Source organism: Mycobacterium sp. E3247, from assembly GCF_001667785.1.
Taxonomy (GTDB): Bacteria; Actinomycetota; Actinomycetes; order Mycobacteriales; family Mycobacteriaceae; genus Mycobacterium.
The window spans coordinates 12,444-35,465 of record NZ_LZJG01000546.1 but is presented as its reverse complement, the minus strand read 5'-3'; the positions used below and the strand labels follow the sequence as shown (position 1 = coordinate 35,465).

General features: G+C 68.0%; 23 protein-coding genes, 1 tRNA gene and 1 pseudogene. 12 read left to right on the top strand and 13 right to left on the bottom strand.

Annotated features, from left to right (window positions below):
* The 3 genes from argS to A9X04_RS27820 form a co-directional block, all read right to left on the bottom strand.
* Nucleotides 1–541, bottom strand: a 541-nt coding sequence (gene argS, locus A9X04_RS27830) for an arginine--tRNA ligase (RefSeq protein WP_082975300.1), incomplete at its 3' end; no start/stop codon positions are given.
* Nucleotides 542–647: 106 nt separating this feature from the next.
* Complete coding sequence (locus tag A9X04_RS27825; RefSeq protein ID WP_156764567.1) at nucleotides 648–1,754, bottom strand: DSD1 family PLP-dependent enzyme; 1,107 nt, start codon at nucleotides 1,752–1,754, stop codon at nucleotides 648–650.
* Between the two features lie 35 nt (nucleotides 1,755–1,789).
* Nucleotides 1,790–2,242 carry a hypothetical protein gene (locus A9X04_RS27820; RefSeq protein ID WP_067927956.1) on the bottom strand — a complete coding sequence of 151 codons (453 nt, stop codon included), beginning with the start codon at nucleotides 2,240–2,242 and terminating at the stop codon, nucleotides 1,790–1,792.
* 97 nt (nucleotides 2,243–2,339) lie between these two features.
* On the opposite strand from A9X04_RS27820, the gene A9X04_RS27815 reads away from it, so the two are divergent.
* Complete coding sequence (locus tag A9X04_RS27815; protein ID WP_067927953.1) at nucleotides 2,340–3,308, top strand: GlxA family transcriptional regulator; 969 nt, start codon at nucleotides 2,340–2,342, stop codon at nucleotides 3,306–3,308.
* A gap of 86 nt (nucleotides 3,309–3,394) precedes the next feature.
* A tRNA-Arg gene (locus A9X04_RS27810) sits at nucleotides 3,395–3,470 on the top strand.
* Nucleotides 3,471–3,545: 75 nt separating this feature from the next.
* Here the strand turns inward: A9X04_RS27810 and A9X04_RS27805 are convergent.
* Nucleotides 3,546–5,315, bottom strand: a complete 1,770-nt coding sequence (locus A9X04_RS27805; RefSeq protein WP_067927950.1) for a GNAT family N-acetyltransferase — start codon at nucleotides 5,313–5,315, stop codon at nucleotides 3,546–3,548.
* 90 nt (nucleotides 5,316–5,405) lie between these two features.
* On the opposite strand from A9X04_RS27805, the gene A9X04_RS27800 reads away from it, so the two are divergent.
* Complete coding sequence (locus A9X04_RS27800) at nucleotides 5,406–6,185, top strand: alpha/beta fold hydrolase (protein WP_067927947.1); 780 nt, start codon at nucleotides 5,406–5,408, stop codon at nucleotides 6,183–6,185.
* 107 nt (nucleotides 6,186–6,292) lie between these two features.
* Here the strand turns inward: A9X04_RS27800 and A9X04_RS27795 are convergent, their stop codons facing one another.
* Nucleotides 6,293–7,726 (bottom strand): MFS transporter, encoded by a 1,434-nt coding sequence (locus A9X04_RS27795; RefSeq protein ID WP_067927944.1) that lies wholly within the window; start codon nucleotides 7,724–7,726, stop codon nucleotides 6,293–6,295.
* Nucleotides 7,727–7,901: 175 nt separating this feature from the next.
* Between A9X04_RS27795 and A9X04_RS27790 the strand changes: the two genes are divergently transcribed.
* The 4 genes from A9X04_RS27790 (at nucleotide 7,902) to A9X04_RS27775 (ending at nucleotide 11,276) form a co-directional block, all read left to right on the top strand.
* Nucleotides 7,902–8,645 carry a GntR family transcriptional regulator gene (locus A9X04_RS27790; RefSeq protein WP_082975302.1) on the top strand — a complete coding sequence of 248 codons (744 nt, stop codon included), beginning with the start codon at nucleotides 7,902–7,904 and terminating at the stop codon, nucleotides 8,643–8,645.
* Nucleotides 8,646–8,657: 12 nt separating this feature from the next.
* Nucleotides 8,658–9,368 carry a phosphonatase-like hydrolase gene (locus tag A9X04_RS27785; RefSeq protein ID WP_067927939.1) on the top strand — a complete coding sequence of 237 codons (711 nt, stop codon included), beginning with the start codon at nucleotides 8,658–8,660 and terminating at the stop codon, nucleotides 9,366–9,368.
* Nucleotides 9,365–10,432, top strand: coding sequence for a zinc-binding dehydrogenase (locus A9X04_RS27780; protein ID WP_067927936.1), 1,068 nt, complete (start codon nucleotides 9,365–9,367; stop codon nucleotides 10,430–10,432). The genes A9X04_RS27785 and A9X04_RS27780 overlap by 4 nt, the downstream gene beginning before the upstream one ends.
* Nucleotides 10,433–10,502: 70 nt before the next feature.
* A complete protein-coding gene (locus A9X04_RS27775; RefSeq protein ID WP_067927934.1) occupies nucleotides 10,503–11,276 on the top strand; it encodes a S9 family peptidase in 774 nt (257 codons plus the stop codon).
* 21 nt (nucleotides 11,277–11,297) lie between these two features.
* On the opposite strand, the gene A9X04_RS32485 is transcribed toward A9X04_RS27775, so the two are convergent.
* A complete protein-coding gene (locus A9X04_RS32485) occupies nucleotides 11,298–12,281 on the bottom strand; it encodes a hypothetical protein (RefSeq protein ID WP_156764566.1) in 984 nt (327 codons plus the stop codon).
* Between the two features lie 134 nt (nucleotides 12,282–12,415).
* Complete coding sequence (locus tag A9X04_RS27765; protein WP_067927929.1) at nucleotides 12,416–12,916, bottom strand: nitroreductase family deazaflavin-dependent oxidoreductase; 501 nt, start codon at nucleotides 12,914–12,916, stop codon at nucleotides 12,416–12,418.
* Between the two features lie 107 nt (nucleotides 12,917–13,023).
* Between A9X04_RS27765 and A9X04_RS27760 the strand changes: the two genes are divergently transcribed.
* On the top strand, nucleotides 13,024–13,716 hold the full coding sequence (locus tag A9X04_RS27760; RefSeq protein WP_067927926.1) for a glycoside hydrolase: 693 nt from the start codon (nucleotides 13,024–13,026) through the stop codon (nucleotides 13,714–13,716).
* A gap of 31 nt (nucleotides 13,717–13,747) precedes the next feature.
* Here the strand turns inward: A9X04_RS27760 and A9X04_RS27755 are convergent, their stop codons facing one another.
* Together A9X04_RS27755 and A9X04_RS30680 are read right to left on the bottom strand one after the other, a co-directional pair.
* Entirely contained in the window at nucleotides 13,748–14,233 is a 486-nt protein-coding gene (locus tag A9X04_RS27755; protein ID WP_231980581.1) for an NUDIX hydrolase, read from the bottom strand.
* Between the two features lie 87 nt (nucleotides 14,234–14,320).
* Nucleotides 14,321–15,616, bottom strand: coding sequence for a tetratricopeptide repeat protein (locus tag A9X04_RS30680; protein ID WP_067927921.1), 1,296 nt, complete (start codon nucleotides 15,614–15,616; stop codon nucleotides 14,321–14,323).
* A gap of 165 nt (nucleotides 15,617–15,781) precedes the next feature.
* Here A9X04_RS30680 and A9X04_RS27745 point away from each other — a divergent pair, with 165 nt between their 5' ends.
* Entirely contained in the window at nucleotides 15,782–17,500 is a 1,719-nt protein-coding gene (locus A9X04_RS27745; protein WP_067927970.1) for an NAD-binding protein, read from the top strand.
* Nucleotides 17,501–17,503: 3 nt separating this feature from the next.
* Here the strand turns inward: A9X04_RS27745 and A9X04_RS27740 are convergent, their stop codons facing one another.
* Nucleotides 17,504–18,382, bottom strand: a complete 879-nt coding sequence (locus tag A9X04_RS27740; protein WP_067927918.1) for an LLM class flavin-dependent oxidoreductase — start codon at nucleotides 18,380–18,382, stop codon at nucleotides 17,504–17,506.
* A gap of 70 nt (nucleotides 18,383–18,452) precedes the next feature.
* Here A9X04_RS27740 and A9X04_RS27735 point away from each other — a divergent pair, with 70 nt between their 5' ends.
* Nucleotides 18,453–18,866, top strand: coding sequence for a VOC family protein (locus A9X04_RS27735; RefSeq protein ID WP_067927967.1), 414 nt, complete (start codon nucleotides 18,453–18,455; stop codon nucleotides 18,864–18,866).
* A 7-nt stretch (nucleotides 18,867–18,873) separates the two neighbouring features.
* Complete coding sequence (locus A9X04_RS27730) at nucleotides 18,874–19,269, top strand: VOC family protein (protein ID WP_067927915.1); 396 nt, start codon at nucleotides 18,874–18,876, stop codon at nucleotides 19,267–19,269.
* A gap of 3 nt (nucleotides 19,270–19,272) precedes the next feature.
* On the opposite strand, the gene A9X04_RS27725 is transcribed toward A9X04_RS27730, so the two are convergent.
* From A9X04_RS27725 to cysD, 3 genes are read right to left on the bottom strand one after another with little or no spacing between them, the layout of a single operon-like run.
* A complete protein-coding gene (locus tag A9X04_RS27725) occupies nucleotides 19,273–19,758 on the bottom strand; it encodes an RrF2 family transcriptional regulator (protein WP_067927913.1) in 486 nt (161 codons plus the stop codon).
* Nucleotides 19,759–19,807: 49 nt separating this feature from the next.
* A complete protein-coding gene (cysC, locus tag A9X04_RS27720) occupies nucleotides 19,808–21,658 on the bottom strand; it encodes an adenylyl-sulfate kinase (RefSeq protein ID WP_067927911.1) in 1,851 nt (616 codons plus the stop codon).
* Nucleotides 21,658–22,587 carry a sulfate adenylyltransferase subunit CysD gene (gene cysD, locus A9X04_RS27715; protein WP_067927909.1) on the bottom strand — a complete coding sequence of 310 codons (930 nt, stop codon included), beginning with the start codon at nucleotides 22,585–22,587 and terminating at the stop codon, nucleotides 21,658–21,660. The genes cysC and cysD overlap by 1 nt, the downstream gene beginning before the upstream one ends.
* 183 nt (nucleotides 22,588–22,770) lie before the next feature.
* Here cysD and A9X04_RS27710 point away from each other — a divergent pair.
* Nucleotides 22,771–23,018, top strand: a pseudogene (locus A9X04_RS27710) (PaaI family thioesterase); the annotation flags it as partial.
* Between the last annotated feature and the right edge of the window lie 4 nt (nucleotides 23,019–23,022).

The window sequence follows — 23,022 nt, the reverse complement described above, 5'->3', positions numbered from 1 at the left end:
GCGAGTTGGCGAACCGGTCGATCTGGGCGCCGTGGTCGTTGAAGTAGTACTCGCGCACCACGTCGGCGCCCTGGGTGGACAGCAACCGGCCCAGCGCGTCGCCGACCGCGGCCCAGCGGGTACCGCCGATGTGGATCGGCCCCGTCGGGTTGGCCGAGACGAATTCCAGGTTGACCTTCTGCCCGGCCAGTGCGTCCGAATGCCCGAAGGCGTCGCCGGCGTCGAGGACGTCGTTGACGATCTTGGCCTGCGCCGACGCCTCGAGGCGCATGTTGATGAAGCCGGGCCCGGCCACCTCCGCGGAGGCGATGCCGTCGGCCCGCGCCAGCGCCTCGGCCAGCCAGCCGGCCAGTTCGCGCGGGTTGACGCCCACCTTCTTGCCCAGCTGCAGCGCCAGGTTGCTGGCGTAGTCGCCGTGCTCGGGGTTACGCGGCCGTTCCACGGTGACCGTCGCCGGCAACGCGGCAGCATCCAGCCCGCGCTCGGCAAGCACCGCGGCAGCGGTGGCTTTGAGCAGCTCAGCCAGGTCAGCGGGGGTCACGAGCGTCCATCCTATTGGCTAGGGTCCCCCCGGCCCGAATCTATTGCAGGTGGCAGCGCGACCATAGCCGGGCCTCGGCTCGTTCGGCCCCCGGCCACGCAGTGTGCTATCGGCTGGCGCGAGCAGCCTCGATGGGCACGATGCCCACCAGCCGGTCGCCGTGGACAACGTGGTAGGCGTCATACCGATCAACTGTGGGGTCGCAGTGCGGGGTGACGAACTCCACGCGTTCCCCGAGGCTGACGGGTGCGCCGGCGGGCCGGGTGAGCGCACCGTGCTCGTCACCGAAAAACATGTACGTCGAGCCGCCGAACCGCGCGCCCGTCGGCCGAGGCATGGGGCCGTCCGTCGCGAAAGCCTTGAGACCGGCGTCGACGGTGACGATGGCGTCGGCGTTGGCGCTCACCACTTGGCCCGAAACCCACAAGCTGGTTTCGAAGGCCCCATCGTCGTCGTCGGCCAGTGCGTCGGAGTACTGGGCGTCCATGAACACATACGAGCCCGGTTGCAATTCGCTGAGGACACCCAAGTCCAGGTCCGCCGCGACGGTTCCGGTGCCGCCGCCGGTGACGATGCCGACCCGGTAACCGGCGGCTCGAATCGCGTCGACCGCGCGTGAAAGCCGCTCCATGCCGACACGGACGGCATCACAACGCTTTTGGAAGCCGGCGATGTGCTGCCAATGACCGCCGTAGCCCTGAACGCCGGCCAACGTCAGCCCCTCGCACCGATGGACCTGCTCCGCCAACGCGACCGCTTGTTCGGGACCGGAGACGCCCGTGCGGCCGAGCCCGACATCGACGTCGATGAGGACATTGACTCCGATGCCGCGGCGGCGCGCTTCTTCGCTCAGCGCGGTCACCGGATCGCGATGATCCACCACACACGCGAATCCGGCGTCGATCGCCGCCACGTCGCACAGCCGCTTCGGCATCGCCGGATCGGCGACCGGCGACGTCAGGAGAATGCCGCGCACGCCGGCTGCCGAAAGCGCTTCGGCTTCCCCGATTTTGGCGCAGCAGATCCCTACGGCGCCGGCTGCGATCTGCTTTCTGGCGATCCAGGCGCATTTGTGCGTTTTGGCGTGCGGACGCAATGCGACCTTGTCCCGAGCCCACCCGGCCATTCGGCGGATGTTGGCGTCCAGCGCCGCCTCGTCCAGGATCAGCGCCGGCGTCGGCAGGCGGAAGCGCGAGTTCGGTTCGCCAATCATGGCTTGCGCCAACTGGTCTGCCGGACGAATCGGCATCAGGACGCGACGGTGGTCAGGTGCTCGAATCCCGCGAGTGGCGCGATGTCCGGCAGTCGGCGGATCGCTCCGTTCTGCGCCCACTGGCCTTCGGGCACCTCGTGGATGACGCACGACGTGACCACCATCTTGTCGCCAGTGGCGCCGGCCGCCGCCGCGGCGACCCGCTGGAGCTCGCCGGCGAACTGCGCCTTGCGGGCCCCGTCGAGGACCCCGGTGCTGACCTGCCAATCAATGAAGACGCCGGCGACGGCGGCGTCCGCCGAGGCGCCGGCGGAGTAAAAGCACCCGGCCGAGAGCTCGCGCAGCAGGACCAGGGCCCGCATCCGGTGCTGAGGCTGGTCGGGCACCGATTCAGCACGGCACGCCGCCTCGGTGAGGCCCGTTACCAGGCGCTGCTTGCCGGTGTCGTCGAAGGCGCCGGGCGTCAGGGTTACGTGCATTAACGGCATGACAGCTACCTTTCGCGGGTTCTTGCTGTCGTAATCTCCTCCGCCGGCGCCCCACATGCCAGTGGCGAGACAGACAGCTTTCTTGCATAATTCGCCAATGATTGGTTTCGACGTCCTCGTGCTCGACGGCGCCAGCGCGAGCGCGGTGGGCGTGACGATCGACGTGATCTCGGCGGCGAACCGAATCCTCGACAAGCCCGCGTTCGACCTTCGGTTCGTGTCGCCGCAACGCCACGTTGCCCTGCGCGGCGGCCTGGCGGCCGCCGCGGAACCTCTCGCCCACGCCACGGCGCGAGATGTCGTCGTCGTTCCCGGGTTGGGCGCCGCGCAGCCCGAGGAGATCGCCGAGCGGCTCAGCGGCGCCGACGTCGCGGTCGCCGCCGAGTGGTTGGCCGGCGCGAGCGCCCGCGGCGCACAAATCGCGGCCTCGTGCACTGCCGTATTCGTCCTTGCCACCGCCGGACTCCTCGATCAACGGCGCTGCGTCACGACGTGGTGGCTCGGGGCCGACCTCGCCCGGCTCGCACCGGCAGCCCGTGTCGTCATCGATGAAATGGTCGTTCGCGACGGGTCGATCTGGACGGCCGGCAGCGCGTTCGCGCACATCGACCTGATGCTCGCGCTGATGCGCGAGCTCGGCGGCGCGGCGCTCACCGACGAACTCGCGAACCGGCTCGTCGCCGATCAGCGCACGTCGCAGGCGAGCTTTCTCATCCCCTCGCACTTGGCGGCCCGCGACGAAACGGTCGCGAGCCTGGAGCGATTCGTTCGGTCGCGGTTGGACGAGTCCCACACACTCGACTCGCTGGCCCGGTTGTGCGGCCTCAGCACCCGAACGCTGGCGCGCCGGACGCGAAACGCTGTGGGACTCAGTCCGCTGCAGCTGGTGCAGAGAGTTCGCCTCGAGCGCTCGCTGCATCTATTGCGCACCACCCGCATGCCGCTTGAAGAGATCGCTGCCGCAGTCGGATTGGCGGATCCGGCGACGCTGCACCGGCTGGTGAAGAAACACACCGGGCAATCGCCCGGCGCGCTGCGCCCGAGTGCTCAGGCGAAGGCGTCGTGATCGGCGCTTGAACTGTGGCGGGGTCACGACCGTCACCGCGATGCGTTAGTCTGTCTGGGCCCACTGGCGCATCATGGTCTCCATGCGCCCCCGTAGCTCAGGGGATAGAGCGTCTGCCTCCGGAGCAGAAGGCCGCAGGTTCGAATCCTGCCGGGGGCACCAGTATTCGCGCAGGTCAGGCGATGTTTTCCGTTAGTCAGTCCGGCTAATGAAACGTTCACCGCGGATAGACCGGACTCAGATGGTGCATTTCAGTCCGACGTGGGCGGCGTGGTACCCGAGCCGGCGATAGAACGCCCGAGCCCTTTCGCGAGCCTCGTCTGTGGTCACCTGCGCCAGCTGTGCCCCGTGTGCTCGGCCGTAGTTGTGTGCCCACTCGACGAGTGCAGTACCAAGACCCTGTGCGCGTTCGGCTTTGGCGACCCGTAATCCCTCGATCTGCAGCCGGGTGGCGCCGCCGCGGGAAAGGCCGGGAATGATCGTCAATTGCACAGTCGCGACGACCATATCGGAACCGTTCAGGACGACTCCGAGATAGTTCGATCGGTCGCGAACGACGATGTCGTAGGCCGCCTCGTAGCGTTCGAGTTCGGCGGCTTCCCGATCCTGACCGAATTCGTCGTCGGAGAGCAGCTGGGCGATCACCCCCACGTGTTCGCGCGTCGCGCGCTGCACACGATATGTGCGGCCCGCTACCCGCAGCAGTCCTCGAACCGACGACTGCGCCAGTGCCTGTAGGCGCGCCACCAACAGGTCCAGCCACGCCCCCACGTTGGTTCGGGCCTCCGCGGTATCCGGGTAGCGGCATCGCAGATGTAGCCCGGACTCGTCCTGGATGAACCAGAGCATGACGCCGTCGGTGTCAACGCTCGCGCTCACATACTGGGCGTCGAGTCCGACCGAGTCGATGCGCACCGGAAGTCTGCTTTGGTCCAGCCAGGAAATCGCGAACATGCCGGGCGCGACGGGCATTCCACCCCACGGAGCCAGTACGTCGGCCAGTGGCCAGGAACCAAGCTGCACGGCTTCTTTGACGGCGACGGCCGCGGCGTGCGGCTCGGCAACCGCTGACTCCAGGACCGAATTGGTGATGAACCAGCCCACCGAGTCGTGCCACTTGTCTTCAAATCGGCTGTGCACGGGGAAGACCGCGCGCAGCGGCGCCCCGGCCAACTCGCGGGTCACCGCAGTCATGGCGACCACAGCGAGCGCCAGCGTCGAGACACCGTCGTCGCGTGCCTGCGCGACGAACGCGGCGCCGTCATCGACATCGAACACGTCACGCACTTCAACGCGTTCCGGATGCGGCCCGGACTCACCCAACGGCAGCGGAAACCGTGGCATCACCCCGCCGCTGTCGCTGATGATTTGTGCCCATCGCGCGCGCACGGTTTCCGGTGCCGCGGGACGGTCCAACAGCGCTTGCGTGTGCACGACAAATGCCGGCGGCGGCTGCAGCGACGACGTACGTCCGATCCGCGCGTCGGCGAGTATCGACAACAGGTCCCGGGCAATCACCAGCATCGACCACATGTCCACATGGGCGTGGTCGGCAGCGATCACCACCGTCAATCCGGCGGCAGTCTCCAGCACACACAATCGATGTGAGGGCCGCTGATAGGGCGAGCACGTCGCATTGAGAACTACTCGCAGTGCGTCGTTGACCGCCTGGCCCGGAGTGATCTCATGCTCTACCCACTTGCCTGGGCGAATATCGATCTCATTCAGCTGCGGATCGCCGTCCGCCCCGAGTGTGAAAGCCGTTCGAAGGGTGCCGTGGCGGGCGATCACAGCCAGCCACGCATCGGCCAACGATTGGCGGCTGACCCCCGCCGGCAACCGAATGGACAGCGCCATCCAGGAGCCGGGTCGTGCGCCCGCACCAACGTGTATGCGCTGGTCGAACGACACCGGGAGCTGATGCCGGCCGAGGTCAGACACCGACACGTCATAGCCCCAGAGTCGTCCAAAGGGTAGCCGCAGGTGCGCCACGTTGGTCAGCCGCATGGCGGTACCCTAACGCCCCGGTTAGCCTGAATGCTCGGTCTGCGGGGTCGGCTCCGGGGCGAGCCGTCCGGTCGTGAGAAGAGTTGCGTGATGTCCACTTTCGTGGTTCCCGGAGCAGAGCTTGCGGTTGAACTGAGCGACGAAGGTGGTCATCCGGTGGTTCAACTGCACGGACTTACCTCCAGCCGCGCGCGTGACCGGGTGCTCAATCTCGACCTCGGCAGGGGCCTCAGCGGGACCCGACTGCTGCGGTACGACGCACGCGGCCATGGCAAGTCGACTGGGCGCAAGGTCCCGGAGGATTACCGATGGGAAAGCCTTGCCGAGGATCTTCTGCAGCTGCTCGACAAATGGTTTCCCGGCGAACGGGTGCACGGAGTCGGCCCCTCCATGGGTACCGGCACGCTGCTGCACGCGGCTGCCCGCGAGCCGGACCGCTTCGCCGGCCTCACGCTCATGGTGCCGGCCACCGCGTGGGAAACCCGGCCCGCGCAGGCGGCGATCTACCGGGCTGCGGCCGAATTGATCGAAACCGAGGGAGTCGGGGCATTCATCGCGTCGGCGCGTGGGGCGACTCCGCCGCCAGCCACGGTCGGCGCGCCCGAAACAGTTCCCGATGTGGCCGACGCGCTGCTGCCATCACTGTTTCGAGGCGCGGCTCTCAGCGACCTGCCCGCTCGCGAAGCGGTCGCACGAATCGATGTGCCGACGACGATTCTGGCCTGGGTCGGCGACCCGGCGCATCCGATGGCGACAGCGGAATCGCTTGCCGCACTGATGCCGCGGTCGACGCTCACCGTGGCGCACAGCCCGGCCGATGTCGAGACCTGGCCCCAGATCCTGAGCCAAGACGTCGCCCGCAGAGGCTGACTTGTACGCGGAGCCACGTCGGCTCGCGCCTAGGCCGCGCCGGCGTCTTGCATGGTGTAGGTGCCGTAGCGCTGACGTGCGGTTATGGACAACCTTCGCGTGGCTTGTTACTGCGCTTGAACGAGTCTTCCGGCGCGTTGACGCGCGGGGGCTGTCGCAACAGTCGTGAGTTTCAGGTCTTCGCTGACCTCGTCGAGCGCGCGGCCGCGGGGTTCCGGCAGCAGGAGTGTCGTCGCGATCGCCGCGATGTAGCAGCCGAACGCCAGCAGCGTCACCGCCCGCAACCCCTCCGCAGACAGGATGAGCGGCACCACAAGCGCTCCCCCGAATGCGCCGACCTTGGCGACACCCGACGACAGGCCATGCAAGCTGCTGCGGAAGGCGGTCGGGTAGGACTCGGCGGCCAGCAGCATGGTGGTGTAGTTCGGACCGAACGCGATGCCGAATAACGAGAGACCGAACACGATCCCGAAGGGCAGGACGGCGCTGCTCAGGGTGGGCACCACGGTGATCAGCAGCATGGCCAACGCACACAACCCGAAGCCGGCGATTTGGAGTCGACGCCGCGGCCATCGGTCGAGGACGAAGAGCCCGGCGATGGCGCCGACCAGGCTGAAGCACACGACGAGCACGGCGTTCAGCGCGATGTTGGACAGCGTGGAGCCGTGCGGGCTGATGGTCTTGATCAGCAGCGGCTGACTCACCGAGTTGCCGTACACCGCGACGTTGAAGAAGAACCAGCTTCCGGCGGTGCCCAGCAGGGTGATGAGCACCTTGCGGTTCGTCAACGCCAACCGCAGCCCACCGACCGGAACCTTAGAAACCGTTGCCGCACTGAACGTTTGATTGCCCGCTCCGGCGAACTTCTCGAAGTCCTGGCGCGCCCGACGCTCGTCGCCATGCTCGGCCGTCCAACGGGGCGACTCCGGCATGTGGCGACGCTGGTAGAGAACCAGCATCGACGGCAGTACACCCAGCCCGAGGATCAGTCGCCAGGCCAGGTCGTTGTCGACACCGACCGCGAGGACCAGCAGGCTCACCAGGTAGGCGCAGACCTGGCCGAACACATAGAACAGGAACGTCATGCCGACGAGTTGGCCACGGTTTCGCGCGTTGGCGTACTCGGTCATGATGACGCCGCTGGCCGGGTAGTCGCCGCCGATGCCCACCCCGAGGATCAGCCGGCCGACCAGCAACACCGTGAAGTTCGGGGCGAACGCCGACACCAGGGCCCCGATGATCATCAGCACGGCTTCGAGCCCGTACACGCGCCGGCGGCCGAAGCGGTCGCCGAGCCGGCCGAACACCATCGCGCCCACCGCGACCGCGAGAAGCGTCGAGCTGGTCAGCATCGAGACCTGACCGCTGCCGAGGTGGAACTGCGGTGCGGCCAGCAGCGTCACCGAGCCGATGACGTTGAGGTCATAGGAGTCGGTGAAGAATCCCGCCCCGGCCGTCGCCGCTGCCTTGAAGTGGAAGACGCCGAGTGGGGCGTCGTCGATGGACTTCCCGACGCTCTCGCTGCTGGCCACGTCAGTCATTGAGGCTCCGATTCCAAGGGCGCCGACTTGTCATTACAAGAACCCTCCGATAGAGGTTCAGCAGCTGTCAACACCGGAATGTTCTGGGCGGCAGATGTTCATACTCCCTTAACCAACAGGCTAATTCGTAAGCAAAGCCCGGCCGGAGCCCTCGCCACACATGTATAGTCAAGTCGTGGCAACCGCACTGCACGAGGTCATCGCCGACAGCCTGAGGGAACAGATCCGCCTCGGTGAACTGGCCGTGGGCGCCCCGCTGCCCTCGGAGTCTCGGCTGTGCGAACAGTGGAACGCGTCGCGCGGACCGGTGCGCCAAGCGCTGGCCACCCTGCGCGCCGAGGGCGTCATCGCCGGCGGGCGCGGCAAACCGCCGGTCGTCTGTTCCGCCGCGACCGGACAGCCCTTCGACACGCTGCTGTCGTATTCGGCGTGGGCGCACTCGATCGGCCGTACGCCCGGGCAGCGGACCCTGGAGTTGGCGCTGCGGCGGGCCGACCAGCACGCCGCCTCGGTGCTACACGTCGACGTCGATGCGCCGGTCGTCGAGGTGTTGCGGCTGCGCTACCTAGACGACGAGCCCGCAATGCTCGAGCGCGCCGTATTCGTCGAGCACGTCGGTCGGCGCCTGTTCGACTTCGACTGCGATTCGGGATCCCTGTGGGCGTATCTACTTTCGCAGGGCGTGCAGTTCGCCCGGGCATCCCATGTGATCGACGCGGTGGCCGCCGACGCGCTGGACGCGCAGCACCTCGGTGTGCCCGAGGGAGTTCCGTTGCTGCGTCAGCAGCGAACGACGCGAAGCCCGTACGGCGAAATCCTCGAATACCACGACGACCGATACCTGCCGGGACTCGTCAGTTTCACCCTCGAAAACACGCTGGACGCGCGCTGCGCCCTGACGCGCAACGCCAATCCCTAAGGAGCCGAGCTCATGACGATCCTCCCGCCCGAAGTTGTCGTCCTGGACATGGCGGGCACCACGATCGACGACGGTCAGCAGGTCTACCGCGTGCTCGCTGAGACCGCGAGAGCGCACGGGGCATCGCCGTCGGAGGCCGAAATCGCCCGCTGGCACGGCGCCTCGAAGCACGAAGCGCTGCGCGAACTGCTCACCTCCCGCTCCGGCACGCCCCCGAGCGCGGGGGAGCTGGAAGTGGTGGTCACCGATTTCCATGCCCGGCTCAGCGCCGCCTACGCCGAACACCCGCCGCACCCGCTGCCGGGGGCCGTCGACGCTCTGTCCACGTTGCGCGACCGTGGTGTAAAGGTCGCGCTGACAACGGGATTCGACCGCGTCATCGTCGAATCGCTGCTGTCGGCGCTGGGATGGATGGACGACGCGGTGGCGGACACCGTCGTCTGCGGCAGCGATGTGGCCGCCGGACGCCCCGCGCCCTACATGATCTTTCGGGCCATGGAACGGCTGGGCGTGACCGATGTGGCGCGCGTCCTGGTAGCCGGAGACACTCCCCGCGACCTCGAAGCCGGGACCAACTCCGGTGCCGCGATGGTGGTGGGCGTCCTTTCGGGAGCCAGCGACGCCGACGAACTCGGCGCCCACCGGCACACCCACCTGCTGCCGTCGGTGGCCGACCTGCCCGGCCTGCTCGGCGTGCTCCCGGTGGCGATGAGCGCTCCATGACCAGCGCAACCCTCGACCGGCGGATCGACACCACCGCCGCCGCAGTATGGCGCGGCGGTGACCGGATCACCGTCGAGCGCGTGGCGGTGCCGCCACTGGGCCCGGCCGACGTGCTCGTCCGGGTGCGCCTGGCCACCGTGTGCGGCAGCGACCGGCACACCGTCAGCGGCCGTCGCGTGCAACCGTGCCCGTCGATCCTTGGCCACGAGGCCGTCGGTGAGATCGTTGCCGTCGGACAAGCAGGCAGGCGCGACGTCGACGGCCATGACCTACACCCCGGCCAACGCGTCATCTGGTCGATCACGCTGCCCTGCCGAACCTGTGACCGCTGCCGCGCCGGGGTCACCGCCAAATGCCGCACCGTCCGCAAGGCCGGGCACGAGGCGCTCGACTCGGACTGGGCGTTGTCCGGCTCCTACGCCGAATATGTCTTTCTGCCAAGCAACTTGGCGATCGCGGTCGTCGACGACGACCTCAGCGACGCCGCCGCCGCCCCCGCCGCGTGCGCGACGGCGACGGTCATGGCGGTGATCGACCGCGCGGGGCCACTGGCCGGCAAGCGGGTTAGCGTCGTAGGGGTCGGCATGCTCGGACTCAGCGCTGTCGCGGCTGCGGCCTCGGCCGGCGCATCGGCGGTCACGGCGATCGATCCCAGCACCGAAAGAAGGCAGCTGGCAAGGCAATTCGGCGCAACCGACGAGGCGCCATCGACACACGACGTGGGAAGCTGCGACGTCTTGTTGGAGTTCTCCGGCTCATCGGCGGCCTTGCAGGCCGGATTAACCGCGTTGGACGGCCAGGGCGTCGCTGTCCTCGCCGGTTCCGTCGCGCCCAACGGCGCCATCGCGCTCGACCCCGAGCAAGTCGTTCGCCGGCAGCTGTCGATCTTCGGCGTGCACAATTACGAGCCGCGGCACCTCACTGCGGCGCTGAGCTTTCTGCTCGCAACCCACGAACGGTTTCCGTGGGCGGAGCTGATTGCCCAGCCCCGGCCGCTCGCGGACGTCGCGAGCCTGCTCGTCGGCTCCCCCGGCCCCTCGCCGCGATATTCGGTCGCGCCCTAGGCCTTAACTCCGAACGAGAACGAACGCCTCGGCCTTTCGAGCATCGTCCGAGGCAGGTTAGATCATCGGCATGGGCGAACGCATCACTTTCCAGGGCTCCACGGGCGCGCAACTGGCCGGCGTCATCGAGGTGCCCGAGGGAGCGGTGCGCGGCTGGGGCGTGTTCGCGCACGGCTTCACGCTCGGCAAGGACTCGCCCGCCGCGGCGAGGATCTGCAAGCAACTGGCCGCCGACGGCATCGGCATGCTGCGCTTCGACGCGCTCGGCCTCGGCGGATCCGAGGGCGACTGGGGCGACGGGTCGTTCACCGTCAAGGTCCACGACATCGCCAAGGCGTGCGAATTCATGACAAGCCGCGGAACCCCGGCCGACATCCTGATCGGGCACTCGTGGGGCGGCGCGGCGGTGCTCGCCGCGGCTCGGCAATCGCCCGGAGTGCGGTCGGTGGTGACGGTCGCCGCACCGGTCGACCCGAGCCACGTCGAAAAGCATTACGACGCAGTCGTCGACCGCTGTCTGACCGAGGGCAGCGCCGAATGGATGGTCGGTGGACGCACGCTGACGCTCAAGCGGGCATTCGTCGAGGATGTTCGCCGGGCCCACCTGCGCGACAAGATCAGGGATTTGCGCCTGCCGCTGCTGATCCTGCACTCGCCCACCGACAACACGGTCGGCATCGAGAACGCGAGCGAGATCTTCCGCTTGGCCCGTCATCCCCGCAGCTTCGTCTCGCTGGAGGGGTCCGATCACTTTCTCACCGCTCGTGGCCAGGCGCACCGGGCGGGGCGGATCATCGGCGCCTGGGCCGACGCGTACCTGGGTGACAACAGCTACGTCAAGTAGGCACACCAGCCGATGCGATGCTCACCCGCCGACGCCGGGGGCACATTCGCCAAGCTCCCCGCGATCGCTGATGTCCAGGACTTCGACCTCGTACCTGTCCGACAACTCCTGGCCGAACGCCATGGCCTCCGGCCCTCCGTCGGTGTCGAGGAGTCCCAGCTCGACGATGCCGCCCACGCGCGCCCGGTACTCGGCACGGGGGCTGATCTTCATCGTCGGCGGCGGCCGGAACGGCAGCACGTCATGCAGGACAACCTTGCCGACAACCAGATACGACCACGGCGCATCCGTGACCTTCAGTTGCGGCGCCGCTCGCGAGGCCAGCTGCGCCACCCTCGGGAACCCGCGCGCCCGCGCGATCACATCCGCAACCTCGATATCGGCGTACCACCCGCACTCGCACTCCAGCGCCGGCGGCACGTGCGCCGGGTTGTAGCGGCATTCGGCGGCGGACCATTTCGTCGGCCAGGCCATTTCGCCGTAATAGGGGGATCTCAGCACATCCCCGGCCATTCCCGTCCAAAAGCGAAAGCCGACGGCGGTTTCCAGGCGGCCGAAACCGGGTGCGATCAGCCGGTCGTCCAGCCATTCGTGCAGCCCGGGCATCGCGGCCTCGATCGCTGCCAGGGCGTGCTCGAAGTCGGCGCCAAAGACCGGGTTCCGGACGTCCACGCACCTGAGCCGGGCATCGTCGACGCCACGCTCCCGCAACACCTCCACGTGTTCGCGGCCCAACGCCACCACCAGATCGGCGGCGAGATGCTCGGGGCCGACCAGCGCGGCCCGATGGCCCGCCGGGGCGGGATAACCACTCGCGGACAGCACCGAGCACGCTTGCTCATCGGCGGTGTCGCCCACCCACGCGAGCGTGCCCGCACTGGAGACCCGCACCACATCTTCCAGACCACGCTCCCGCAGCTGCTCGGCGAACAGCGCCGCGGCCATCACCGATCGAGCGCGGTTGAAACTGCATACGAACGCGACGTGCAGCCGAGGGTTACCCACCGTCCGCACCGCATCCCACGCAGCGCAGCGAGCTCATGGAAGTCCTTCAATCGAGGGTGACCGTTGTATGGGACTCGCCTCGAGCAGATTTGAGTCGGTCGCCAGCTTATCGGTGGGGTCCCGGGCCGGCCGCCTCACTCTCGTGCCAGGACAAACGCCTCGATGTGGCGCGTACCGGCCCGCGCTTCGTACTTGCGCCAGCCCGGATACAGCTCAAGGCCTTTCGCCCAGATCTCGTCGCGCTCGCCGGGCGCGGCGAGCCGCGCGTTCGCGTGCCAGCTATCCCGGCCGATGGCCACCGTCGCTTCGGGGTGGGCCTTGAGGTTGTGGTACCAGGAGGGGTGCTTGGTGCCACCGAAGTTGGACGCGATGAGGGCCAGGCCGTCCGGGTGCGGGATTCCGTACACGGCGACGGTGCGCGGCTCACCGGATCTCGCGCCGGTGGTGGTGAGCATGACCACGGGGATGCCGGTCGCCAGCCCGGCGAAGCTGGTCCTGCCCCCGCTGACCCGGGTGATGAGCCGGTCGAGGTGGTGCGCGGTGGGACGCAGCAGCGCGACACCCACGGGTGTCGACGCGAAGCGCCGCATCATCCGGTGGAATGTGTTGGCATCGTCGAAGGACTGGCCGGGCATGGTGTCATTGTGACCCGAGCCTGGGCCGCGTAGGGCCTGTTCACGAGAGCCGAAAAACCAACGCCAATCCCGCCACAGGCGTCGCCCACGACACTAAGCTGCTGGTCGTGGGCAAGAACGTGTTAGCCAACGGCCGTGGGCGCTGGCTGGCGATCCTGGGCTCGCTCGCACTTGCGGCCGGCATGATCTACGCCCAAGACACGAAGCCGCGATGCTGCGCGCCGAACGCGCTGGCGGCGGCCCCCACGACCGCATCCGCCGCACCTACCAACGCCGCCGCGCCACTCATCGACAACCCGCACACCGCCACTCCCGCAGAAGTCGAGATGCTGGCCGCGAACGCGCCCGCCGCCGCCCAGCAGTTCCAGGTCGCGTTGCCCCGCGGCCTGGCCTCGGAGGACCGGCTCCAGGTCAAGACGATCTGGGCGGAGCGAGCCATCAGCGTGCTGTTTCCGCAGATCAAGACGATCTACGGGTACCGCGAAGACCCCTTGCCGTGGCACCCCAACGGGTTGGCGATCGACGTGATGATCCCGAACCACAACACCCCCGAGGGCATCGAGCTGGGCAACCAGATCGCCGGGTACGCCTTGGCGAACGCGAAGCGCTGGGGAATCAACCACGTGATCTGGCGGCAGAAGATCTATCCGGGCGTCGGAGGGGGAAGCTGGACCGCCGACCTCGGGTCGGAAACGCTCAACCACTACGACCACGTTCACATCGCCACCAACGGCGGCGGCTACCCCACCGGGCACGAGGTCTATTACATCGCCTCGATGACGCCCGCGCCCAGCCAGTGACACGCGGGACGCGGCGGGTCCCCGCATTGCGTCATGGCCGTCGCAGCAGGAACAGGCTGTAGGCGGCGACGGACTGTGCGTCGGCGATCACTCCGGAACGGATCATCTGCTCGACGTCCTCGCGATCGAACCAGGCGCTGCGCAGGTCCTGTTCCTCGTGCTCGAGGTCCGGCTCGCCCTCGACGATTCCGGTGGCCAGGAACACCCACCCGCGCTGGCTCGTCATGCCCGGTGCGACGTCGAGCTGGCCGAGGACCTCGAACGACGTCGCACTCAATCCCGTTTCCTCGCGCAACTCACGCGCGGCCAGCTCGGAGGGGTCCGTGTCCGCCAAACCGGGTGCGGTTCCTTGCGGGAATTCCCAGCGTCGCGCCCCGAGCGGGTACCGAAACTGCTCGACCAGCCGGAAGCGGTCCCCGTCGAACGGCATCACCAGCGCATAGTCGGGTTTGTCCACCACGCCGTAAATGCCGGGGCTGCCGTCCGGGCGACGGATGTCGTCTTCGCGGAGCACCATCCATTGGCTCCGGTAGACCTCGCGGGACGCGACGCATTCGATGAAGTGCACCCGCCCAGTATCACTGCCGGCCCACGACGCGTCCCGTTACCGGTGGGCCGTGAAGCGGTCGTACGTCCGGCGCAGTGCGCCGCGGTCGACGGAATGCAACACGCTCGTGAGGGCCCCGAAGACGTCGACGGGTCCGACGGTGGGATCCGCCGTTTCGCCGCGGGTGTATTCCCAGGGCAGAGATCGTCCGCGGCGCAGCACCTCGCCGAGATACCACACCGCGCCGTCGAGGAACGGCGCATTGCGTTCCTCGTCCAGGAGCTGTTCGGGTGTCGGAGCCTTCTGAACGACCAGCTCTTCCAGCGCGTCGAGGGACGCCGGGGAGAAGTCCCAGACGGCATCGCCGCCGTAATGGCTTGCCCACACCGGGAATTGGGCACCCCGCTCGGCAAGCCAGCACCGCAGGTATTCGCCATTCGAAAACCGTTGCGTCGCTTGTTGTTTAGCCCTGAAGCGGCGCTTGGTGGATTCTTCGACCCGGTCGCGCATCTCGGCCACCCAGCGGAGGTCCTCGACACGGTCCCGCCACTTCGCCAGTTCCTCTTGGGCGGCGACGGTGAGGGGGCTGTCGTCACCGAAGACCCGGGCTTCGTCGTCGGCCAGGGCTTGCCAGGTGGCGACCTTGTCCCGGTAGTCCTCGGGTTCGGACTCCCACAGCGCGATCGTGTGCCGCGCGATCAGCGTGTGGCGGTGGTCGTGCCCCAGCTTCTCTCGCATCACCTCGACCAGCGACTCGAGTTGGGCCATGGCGCCGGCGGCGTCCACCGATTCGCCGTGCCATTGCGCCAGTGACAACCGCATCCCCAGCGTGTCCTCGTGGTGCTCACCGAGCACCAAGCGCCGTGCGGCAAGGACGCGCTCACCCTCGGCGATGGCCCCCGGGTAGTCACCGAGCTCCTTGAGCTGGTGCGCCACCCGGTCCCTGGACGTCAGCACGGTCGGGTGCTCGGCGCCCAGCACGCCTTCTTCGTCGGCCAGCAGCTGCGACCATTCGGCCAGCGCGGCGCGCCCCTCGGGCTGCGGCCGGTCGGCGAACATGTGACGCGCCGTCAACGTGGTGATGTGGTTGCGGCCGAGCACCTCCTCCAGTTCGGGTACCAGCTGCTCGAGAGCGGCATAGGCCCCGGCCTGGTCTCCCATCTGCAGCTGCAGGTGCACCAGCGCGAGCTCCATGTCCAACACGTTGGGATGGCGCTCCCCCAGGATCGGCCGGCACAGCGCGACCAGCTCGTTCATCAGCGGCAACGCCCCGGCGAAGTCGGCCGCGGCGATGCGCTCCGAGATGAGCCGGGTCAAGGCGGCAAGCGGCCCGGGCAGTTCCGGCTGCGTCATATCGCTATCGAATCTCGCGCGCGGCGCCGTGGCAATTCACCTCGCCTTCCCCGCCTCCGGTGTCGCGCTGGCATGAATCGGCACGGTGCCCGATAGTCATAGGAACAAAACGCCAACGTCAGCAGAGGTGGGGGTTATGCCGGACGCCCGGGAGCGGGGGTGACCATGCGCGGCCACATCATCGTCAGCGGTGACGACGCGCTGGCCACCACGATCGTCGAGGAGCTCAACACCGCCGGCATGCACATCGTCAAGGTCCGCACCGCCGGTGAGCTCGAAACCGTCGGGGTCACCCGCGCTCTCGCCGTGATCTGCGTCGGGGACGACGACGCGACCAACCTGGAAATCGCGCTGCTGGCACGCAAGGCCAACCCGGGCGTGCGCGTGGTGGCGCGGCTGGCCAATGACGTGCTGCGCACGGCGATGGCCGCGGACAAGCGCCCCGGGGCGATCCTGGACGTCGCCGACCTGGCGGCACCCTCGGTCGTCGAGGCGTGTCTGGCGCACACCGTGCACCCGTTCGAGGCGGCGGGCATCGAGTTCGTCGTCTCCGGCGCCGAGGCGCCGTACAGCGCGACGCTGCGCGAGATCTACGGCGACCTGGCGCCGGTGGCGGTGATCCACGGCGAGAACTGCGCCACCCCGGGAGAGGTGGTGTCCTGTCCGGGCCGCGATCTGCCGATCCACGCGGGCGACTGGACCGCGATGATCGGCACCGCCGACGAACTGGCCGCCCGCGGCATCAGGGTTCCGCGGCCCACGGTGACGCGATATCGCCTGACCCGGCTGCGCAGGGCGCTCGACGGCGCGCGCGCCCTGCGTGACGACGTCAACCCGATGTTCGCGAGGGCGTTGCTGGCGGCGGCGTGCCTGCTGATCGGGTCGACGGTGGTGCTGCGGTTCAGCTACCAGCCGCATCCGAAGATGACGTGGCTCGACGCGTTGTATTTCAGCACGGAGACGATCGCGACGGTGGGTTACGGCGACTTCAGCTTCCTGCAGCAGCCCACCTGGCTGCGGCTGTTCAGCATCATGCTGATGTTCGCCGGGGTGACGACCACCGCGCTTCTCGTCGCCTTCATCGCCGACCTGCTGCTATCGCGGCGTTTCGCCCATTCGGTCGGCCGCCGCCGGGCGCGCCACCTGCGCAATCACGTGATCGTCGTCGGGCTGGGTTCGTTCGGCAGCCGCGTGATCGCCGACTTGAGGTCGGCCGGGTACGACGTCGCGGTGATCGAGCGGGACGAGAACAACCGGTTTCTGTCGACGGCGGCCGACCTTGACGTGCCGGTGATCTTTGGCGACGCGACACTGCGCCAGACGCTGGAGGCGGCGCGCGTCGACCACGCCCGCGCGGTGGCGGTGCTGACGCAGGACGACATGGTCAACATCGAGACCGGGATCGTGCTGCGCGAGATGCTCGGGCCCCGGGTGAAGCCCGAAGTCGTCCGGCCCGACGTTCCCCTGGTGCTCCGGGTCTATGACCGTGCGCTGGGGGCCGCGGTGGCGCAGCGGTTCGGCTTCGAAAACGTCCGGTCCACCGTCGAACTGGCCGCGCCATGGTTCATCGGCGCCGCGATGGGCCTGCAGGTGCTGGGCACCTTCTCCGTCGGGCAGCGCTCGTTCATGATCGGCGGGATGCACGTGGCGCCCGGCAGCGAGCTCGACGGGCTGAAGATGTTCGAACTGTCGACGCAGACGCGCGTCATTGCGATCACCCGCCAGGACGCGCCCGTCGAGCTCCACCCGCGCCGTGACGCCTGGCTGCGGGGCGGCGACACCGTCTACCTCGTCGGCCCGTACCGCGAGCTGCTGGCGACGCTGCGCAAGGGTCAGCCTCCCCAGCAGCCGGCGGCGGGCGACGACCAGCGCGCGTCGGCCTAACCCCTAGAGCCGGGCCGCCACGTCCGCCGCGCGGCTGAGCTGGTCGACGTCCGAGCTGGTCGGGATGAGCTGCACCTCGTCGGCGCCGATGGCCTCGAACTTGCGCAGCACCGCCAGCAGCTCGTCCTCGGTGCCGGCCCAGCCGGTCGTCGGCGCCATCGCGTCGACGTACTCCCCCGGTATCCAGTTCATGTACCGCCGCAGATGACGATGCACCTGGGCGCGAGCCTGCTCGGGTGAGCCGAACGCGAACCAGAACGACGTCACCAGGTGCGGTTTGCCCTTGCCCGCCCGCGCCCACGCGTCGCGCGCGACGTCGAACAGCTCGTTCTGCTTGGCGGCATCCAGGTCCAGGGTGGTCCCGGCGAGCCCGGCGGCCCAGGACGCGGCGCTGCGGATGGTCTTCGGGCCGATGCTGCCCACCAACAGCGGCGGACCGCCGGGCTGCACCGGCGCGGGCCCGACCGGCAGGACCGAGTCGGTGAGCTTTTCGCCGGCCCACACCCGCTTCATCACGGCCACGCGCTCGGCAAGCTCGCGCATGGTCTGCGTCGCCGGGTCGGCGCCGACGGCGTGGTAGTCCTCGTGCCTGCCGCCCACGCCGATGCCCACGCTCAGCCGCCCACCACAGAGCATGTCGCCGGTCGCCAGGGCCTTGGCCAGCATCACGGGGTCGTGCAGCTGCGGGACGATCACGGTCGTCAGGAGCCGCACCCGACGCGTCCAGGCGGCCAGCGCTCCCAGCAGGGTGAGGTTGTCCGGGTTGTCGAACGCGATGCGCTCACCCCAGCACAGCGATGAGAACGGGCCGGCGTCGATCGCGCGCGCCCAGCTCTCTAACACTTCCGCATCCAAGTCCGGCTCCATCACCGGCAGCGTCATCGCAATCCGCACGACGGCGATTCTGGCATGACAGTCAACATCCGGGCGGGCAAGTGGCAGCATGGAGCAGATGGGTTTCACCAGCAGTTCCATCGCGCACGTCCGCCTCACCGTCACCGATATCGAGCGGTCCCGTCAGTTCTATGAGAGCGTTTTCGGTTGGCCGGTGCTGCTGGAGGTGCCCGACAACGCCGATGAGGCCACCCGCAGCCAATTGAGCTTCCTGTTCGGTGGCGTCATCTACGACCTCGGCGGCACGCTGCTCGGACTGCGGCCCGTTGCCACCGACCGCTTCGACGAAGACCGCACCGGGCTCGACCACATCGCGTTCCGGGTCGCCAGCAAGGACGAATTGGATTCCGCCGCAGCCCATCTCGATGATCTGGGTGTCTCCCACGAACCTGTGAAGGACATCGGGCCGTCCTACATCCTGCAGTTCCGCGACCCCGACAACATCGCCCTCGAACTCACCGCACCGAAATAGGAGGAGCATGGCCATCAGTTTCAACCACACGATCGTCGCCTCCCGCGACAAGCGCGAGTCCGCGGAATTCCTCACCGAGTTGTTCGGACTGCCAGACCCAAAGCCGTTCGGCCACTTCATGGTTGTCCAGCTCGAGCACGGCGCCAGCCTGGACTATTCGGACGCCCCCGGCGGGACGGAGATTCCGCGGCAGCACTACGCCTTCCTGGTGTCCGAAGAGGAGTTCGACACGATCTACGGCAAGATCTCCTCGCGCGGACTGCAGCACTGGGCCGACCCCGGCGCCAACCGGCCCGGCGAGATCAACCATAGGGACGGCGGGCGCGGGGTGTACTTCCTGGACCCCTCGGGGCATGCCATGGAGATCCTGACCCGCCCCTACGGGTCGGGGGGCCAGCGGTAGCGGTTATTCGCCCCCACGCGGTGTGCCGTGCCGCACGCTCTCCTGCGTCCGGTAGTCCTCGGCGAACTGCGCCACGTGTCTGGGCAGGGCGTTGGCGGCGACGTCGGACAGCGTGGTTTCCTCCAGCACCGAGCGCATGCTGGCGCGCAGCGCCCGCCAGACGTCGGTGAGCGCCGCGGTGGGGCCCGAGTAGGGCAAGTCGCCCAGACCGATGTCGCGCACGCTGGCCAGTGGCCCGTCGATGCAGCGCAACACGTCGGCGATGCTGATCTCGTTGCCGGGCCGGGCCAGTTCGTAACCGCCCTCGCGGCCCCGATGGCTTCTCACCAGGCGGTCGGTGCGCAGGTTGGTCAGGATGTCGACGAGAAACTGCGGCGGTATGCCCTGCGCCTGGGCCAAGTCGTCGGTTTTCACCAACGTCCCGTGGGGGACCGTGGCGAGCTGGACCATGGCCCGCACCGCGTACTCCGCCTTCGCCGACATGCGCACTCTCAGGATTGTGCCACCCGATGTGCGAAATCCGGCGTAGCCGGGCGCGCTATCCGCGTGATTCGAGCAGATCGACGATGCTGCGTGCCTGCTCCTCGACGGTGCGGTCCGGCGTCAGCCGCAGGTCGGGGTTGGCCGGCGGCTGATACGGGCTGTCGATGCCGGTGAAGTGTGCGATCTCGCCTGCGCGGGCCTTGGCATAGAGCCCCTTGGGATCACGCTGCTCGCATTCTTCGATGGGGGTGTCGCAGAACACCTCGATGAAGTCGAACCCCGCGGCGGCGTGCACATTACGAGCCATCTCGCGCTGCTCGGTCAGCGGGCTGATGGCCGGCACCAGCACGACGTTGCCGCAGTCGGCGAGCAGAGCCGCCACATGCGCCAGCCGGCGCAGGTTCTCCGCGCGGTCGGCCATGCTGAAGCCCAGGTCGGCGTTCAAGCCGTGCCGCAGGTTGTCACCGTCGAGAACGTAAGCGGGGATGCCCTTTTCGAGCAGCATCTGCTCGACCAGCATCGCCACCGACGACTTGCCGGATCCGGACATACCGGTGAACCATATGGTCCTGCCCCGCGGGCGGGCTTCGGCGACGGCCGATGACTTGTGCCGCACCGTGTTCGGGCTCGCCGTCTGCACCGAGACGTCACGCAGCACCATGCCCGCGGCGACGGTGCCGTTGGTGTGCGGGTCGATCAGGATGAACGAGCCCGTGCTGGCGTTGCGGGTGTACTCGTCGAGCAGCAAGGGCACCTGAGTGCGCAGCGAAATTCGACCAAGTTCGTTGAGCTGCAACGCGTTTGCAGTCTTGTCGCGGTGCAGGGTGTTCACGTCCAGCCGGTAGTCCAGCCCGGTCACCCGCGCGCGCGTGGTGCGGGTGGTGTGCTTGATGACGTATTCGCGGCCGGGCTCCAGCGTCGCGTCGTCGGCCATCCAGCACACGGTCGCGTCGAAATCCTGGGCGATCCGGGGCTGGTTGTTGCTGCGGGCGATGAGGTCACCGCGCGAGATGTCGATCTCGTCGGCAAGGCTGATCGACACGGCCATCGGCGGAAAGGCTTCTTCGACAGGACCGTTCGGCCCGTCGATCGCGGTGATCCGGGTGGTCTTGCCGATCGGCAGGACGACGACCTCGTCACCGGCACGCATGACCCCGCTGGCCACGGTGCCGGCATAGCTGCGGTGGTCCTGGTGTTCGCGGGTGTGCGGCCGGATGACGTACTGGACCGGGAATCGCACGTCGACCAGGTTGCGGTCGCCGGCGATGTAGACCTCCTCCAGGTGCGACAGCAGCGCCGGGCCCTCGTACCAGGGCGTCTGGTCCGACTTGGTCACCACGTTGTCGCCGTGCAACGCCGATAGCGGGATGGTGGCCACGTCGTGCACGTCCAGGCGCGCGGCGAACGCGTGGAATTCGTCCCGGATCGCCTCGAATTTGTCTCTGTCCCAGCCGATCAGGTCCATCTTGTTCACGGCGAGCACGATGTGCTGGATGCCCAGCAACGAGGCCAGGAAGGCGTGCCGGCGGGACTGCTCCAGCAGGCCGTGCCGCGCGTCGACGAGCACGATCACCAGTTGGGCGGTCGACGCGCCGGTCACCATGTTGCGGGTGTACTGGATGTGGCCCGGGGTGTCGGCGATGATGAATTTCCGCTTGGGAGTGGCGAAATAGCGGTAGGCGACGTCGATCGTGATGCCCTGCTCACGTTCGGCGCGCAAGCCGTCGGTCACCAGCGCCAGGTCGGTGTAGTCGTGACCACGATCCTTGGAGGTCTGTTCCACCGCGGCCCACTGGTCCTCCATGACGGCCTTGGAGTCGTAGAGCAGGCGCCCGATCAGGGTGGACTTGCCGTCGTCGACGGAACCCGCGGTGGCGAGGCGAAGCAGCGTGGTGGGTGTGGCCATCAGAAGTACCCCTGCCGTTTGCGGTCTTCCATGCCGGCTTCCGAGATTCGGTCGTCTGCCCTGGTGGCGCCGCGTTCGGTCAGCCGGGACACCGCGGTCTCGGCGATGACCTCCTCCACCGTCGAGGCTTCCGATTCCACGCATCCGGTGCAGGTGACGTCGCCGACGGTGCGGAAACGGACCGTCGTTTCGAACACCGGCTCGTCGTCGCGCGGTTGCATGTGCCGGTCGACGGCCAGCAGCATGCCGTCGCGGCGAAACACCTTGCGCCGGTGTGCGTAATAGATCGAGGGCAGCGCGATGTTCTCGGCACCGATGTAGGACCAGATGTCGAACTCGGTCCAGTTGGACAGCGGGAAGGCCCGGATGTGCTCGCCCTTGTGGTGCCGGCCGTTGTAGAGGTTCCACAGCTCGGGCCGCTGCGCCTTCGGGTCCCACTGGCCGAACTCGTCACGGAAGCTGAACACGCGTTCCTTGGCGCGCGCCTTCTCCTCGTCGCGGCGCGCTCCGCCGAACGCCGCGTCGAACTTGTTCTCCCGGATGGCGCGCAGCAGCGTCACGGTCTGGATCGGGTTGCGTCCCTGCTTGGGCTCGACTACGCGGCCGGCGTCGATGTCCTCCTGGACCGACGCGACGACCAGGCGGACCCCGTGCTCGGCGACCAGCTCGTCGCGGGTGGCGATCACCTCGTCGAAGTTGTGGCCGGTGTCGACGTGCATCACGGGGAACGGCAACCTCCCGGGCTTAAACGCCCGCAGTGCCAGGTGCAGCATGACGATGGAGTCCTTGCCGCCGGAGAACAACAACACCGGCCGCTCGAACTCGGCGGCCACCTCCCGGATGATGTGGATCGCTTCGGCCTCCAGTGAGCGCAGATGGCTCAACTCGTACTGGCCGGCGGCGGGGGCCGCCTTCAGATCGCTGGGCATAGCTTCCTCGGGTAAACCTGGTAGAGTCGGTCAAGTTTAGCAGCTTTGCCATCATAGCACCAGCACGGGCGACGGGTTGTCAAGTGGGGCCGCTCATAGCGCGGACGACGGTGATCCGACTGATCGGGTCAAGACCGGCGGCGACCCTTTTCCGGCCGATGCCCGGTGCGAAAGCATGAACGGATGACCTCCGACTCTGCACCCCAGGACCCCTCATCGAGCGGCCGCGACGTCATCGCGCAGTTCCTCCTCGAACCACCGTTCGTCGCCAAGCTGGGCATCGACGCCGACCGGCTCGACGACCAGAGATGAGGTTGCGGCTGCCGTGGGACGCCTCCAACGTCACGATCGGTGACATGGTCCACGGGGGCGCGATCGCCATACTCGCCGATGTCACGTCATGGCGGCGGCATGGTGCGGCGCGCAGGGCAAGCT

What these genes read in the sequence shown, in the direction of transcription:
- A9X04_RS27795 (WP_067927944.1), bottom strand. Translation starts at nt 7,726, where the DNA reads ATGACTGACGTGGCCAGCAGCGAGAGCGTCGGGAAGTCCATCGACGAC.
- A9X04_RS27755 (WP_231980581.1), bottom strand. Translation starts at nt 14,233, where the DNA reads ATGGTGCTCCGCGAAGACGACATCCGTCGCCCGGACGGCAGCCCCGGC.
- A9X04_RS27735 (WP_067927967.1), top strand. Translation starts at nt 18,453, where the DNA reads ATGGGTTTCACCAGCAGTTCCATCGCGCACGTCCGCCTCACCGTCACC.
- A9X04_RS27820 (WP_067927956.1), bottom strand. Translation starts at nt 2,242, where the DNA reads ATGCCGTTAATGCACGTAACCCTGACGCCCGGCGCCTTCGACGACACC.
- cysD (WP_067927909.1), bottom strand. Translation starts at nt 22,587, where the DNA reads ATGCCCAGCGATCTGAAGGCGGCCCCCGCCGCCGGCCAGTACGAGTTG.
- A9X04_RS27780 (WP_067927936.1), top strand. Translation starts at nt 9,365, where the DNA reads ATGACCAGCGCAACCCTCGACCGGCGGATCGACACCACCGCCGCCGCA.
- A9X04_RS27775 (WP_067927934.1), top strand. Translation starts at nt 10,503, where the DNA reads ATGGGCGAACGCATCACTTTCCAGGGCTCCACGGGCGCGCAACTGGCC.
- A9X04_RS30680 (WP_067927921.1), bottom strand. Translation starts at nt 15,616, where the DNA reads ATGACGCAGCCGGAACTGCCCGGGCCGCTTGCCGCCTTGACCCGGCTC.
- A9X04_RS27740 (WP_067927918.1), bottom strand. Translation starts at nt 18,382, where the DNA reads ATGACGCTGCCGGTGATGGAGCCGGACTTGGATGCGGAAGTGTTAGAG.
- A9X04_RS27745 (WP_067927970.1), top strand. Translation starts at nt 15,782, where the DNA reads ATGCGCGGCCACATCATCGTCAGCGGTGACGACGCGCTGGCCACCACG.
- A9X04_RS27765 (WP_067927929.1), bottom strand. Translation starts at nt 12,916, where the DNA reads ATGCCCGGCCAGTCCTTCGACGATGCCAACACATTCCACCGGATGATG.
- A9X04_RS27815 (WP_067927953.1), top strand. Translation starts at nt 2,340, where the DNA reads ATGATTGGTTTCGACGTCCTCGTGCTCGACGGCGCCAGCGCGAGCGCG.
- A9X04_RS27730 (WP_067927915.1), top strand. Translation starts at nt 18,874, where the DNA reads ATGGCCATCAGTTTCAACCACACGATCGTCGCCTCCCGCGACAAGCGC.
- A9X04_RS27825 (WP_156764567.1), bottom strand. Translation starts at nt 1,754, where the DNA reads ATGATTGGCGAACCGAACTCGCGCTTCCGCCTGCCGACGCCGGCGCTG.
- A9X04_RS27805 (WP_067927950.1), bottom strand. Translation starts at nt 5,315, where the DNA reads ATGCGGCTGACCAACGTGGCGCACCTGCGGCTACCCTTTGGACGACTC.
- A9X04_RS27785 (WP_067927939.1), top strand. Translation starts at nt 8,658, where the DNA reads ATGACGATCCTCCCGCCCGAAGTTGTCGTCCTGGACATGGCGGGCACC.
- cysC (WP_067927911.1), bottom strand. Translation starts at nt 21,658, where the DNA reads ATGGCCACACCCACCACGCTGCTTCGCCTCGCCACCGCGGGTTCCGTC.
- A9X04_RS27800 (WP_067927947.1), top strand. Translation starts at nt 5,406, where the DNA reads ATGTCCACTTTCGTGGTTCCCGGAGCAGAGCTTGCGGTTGAACTGAGC.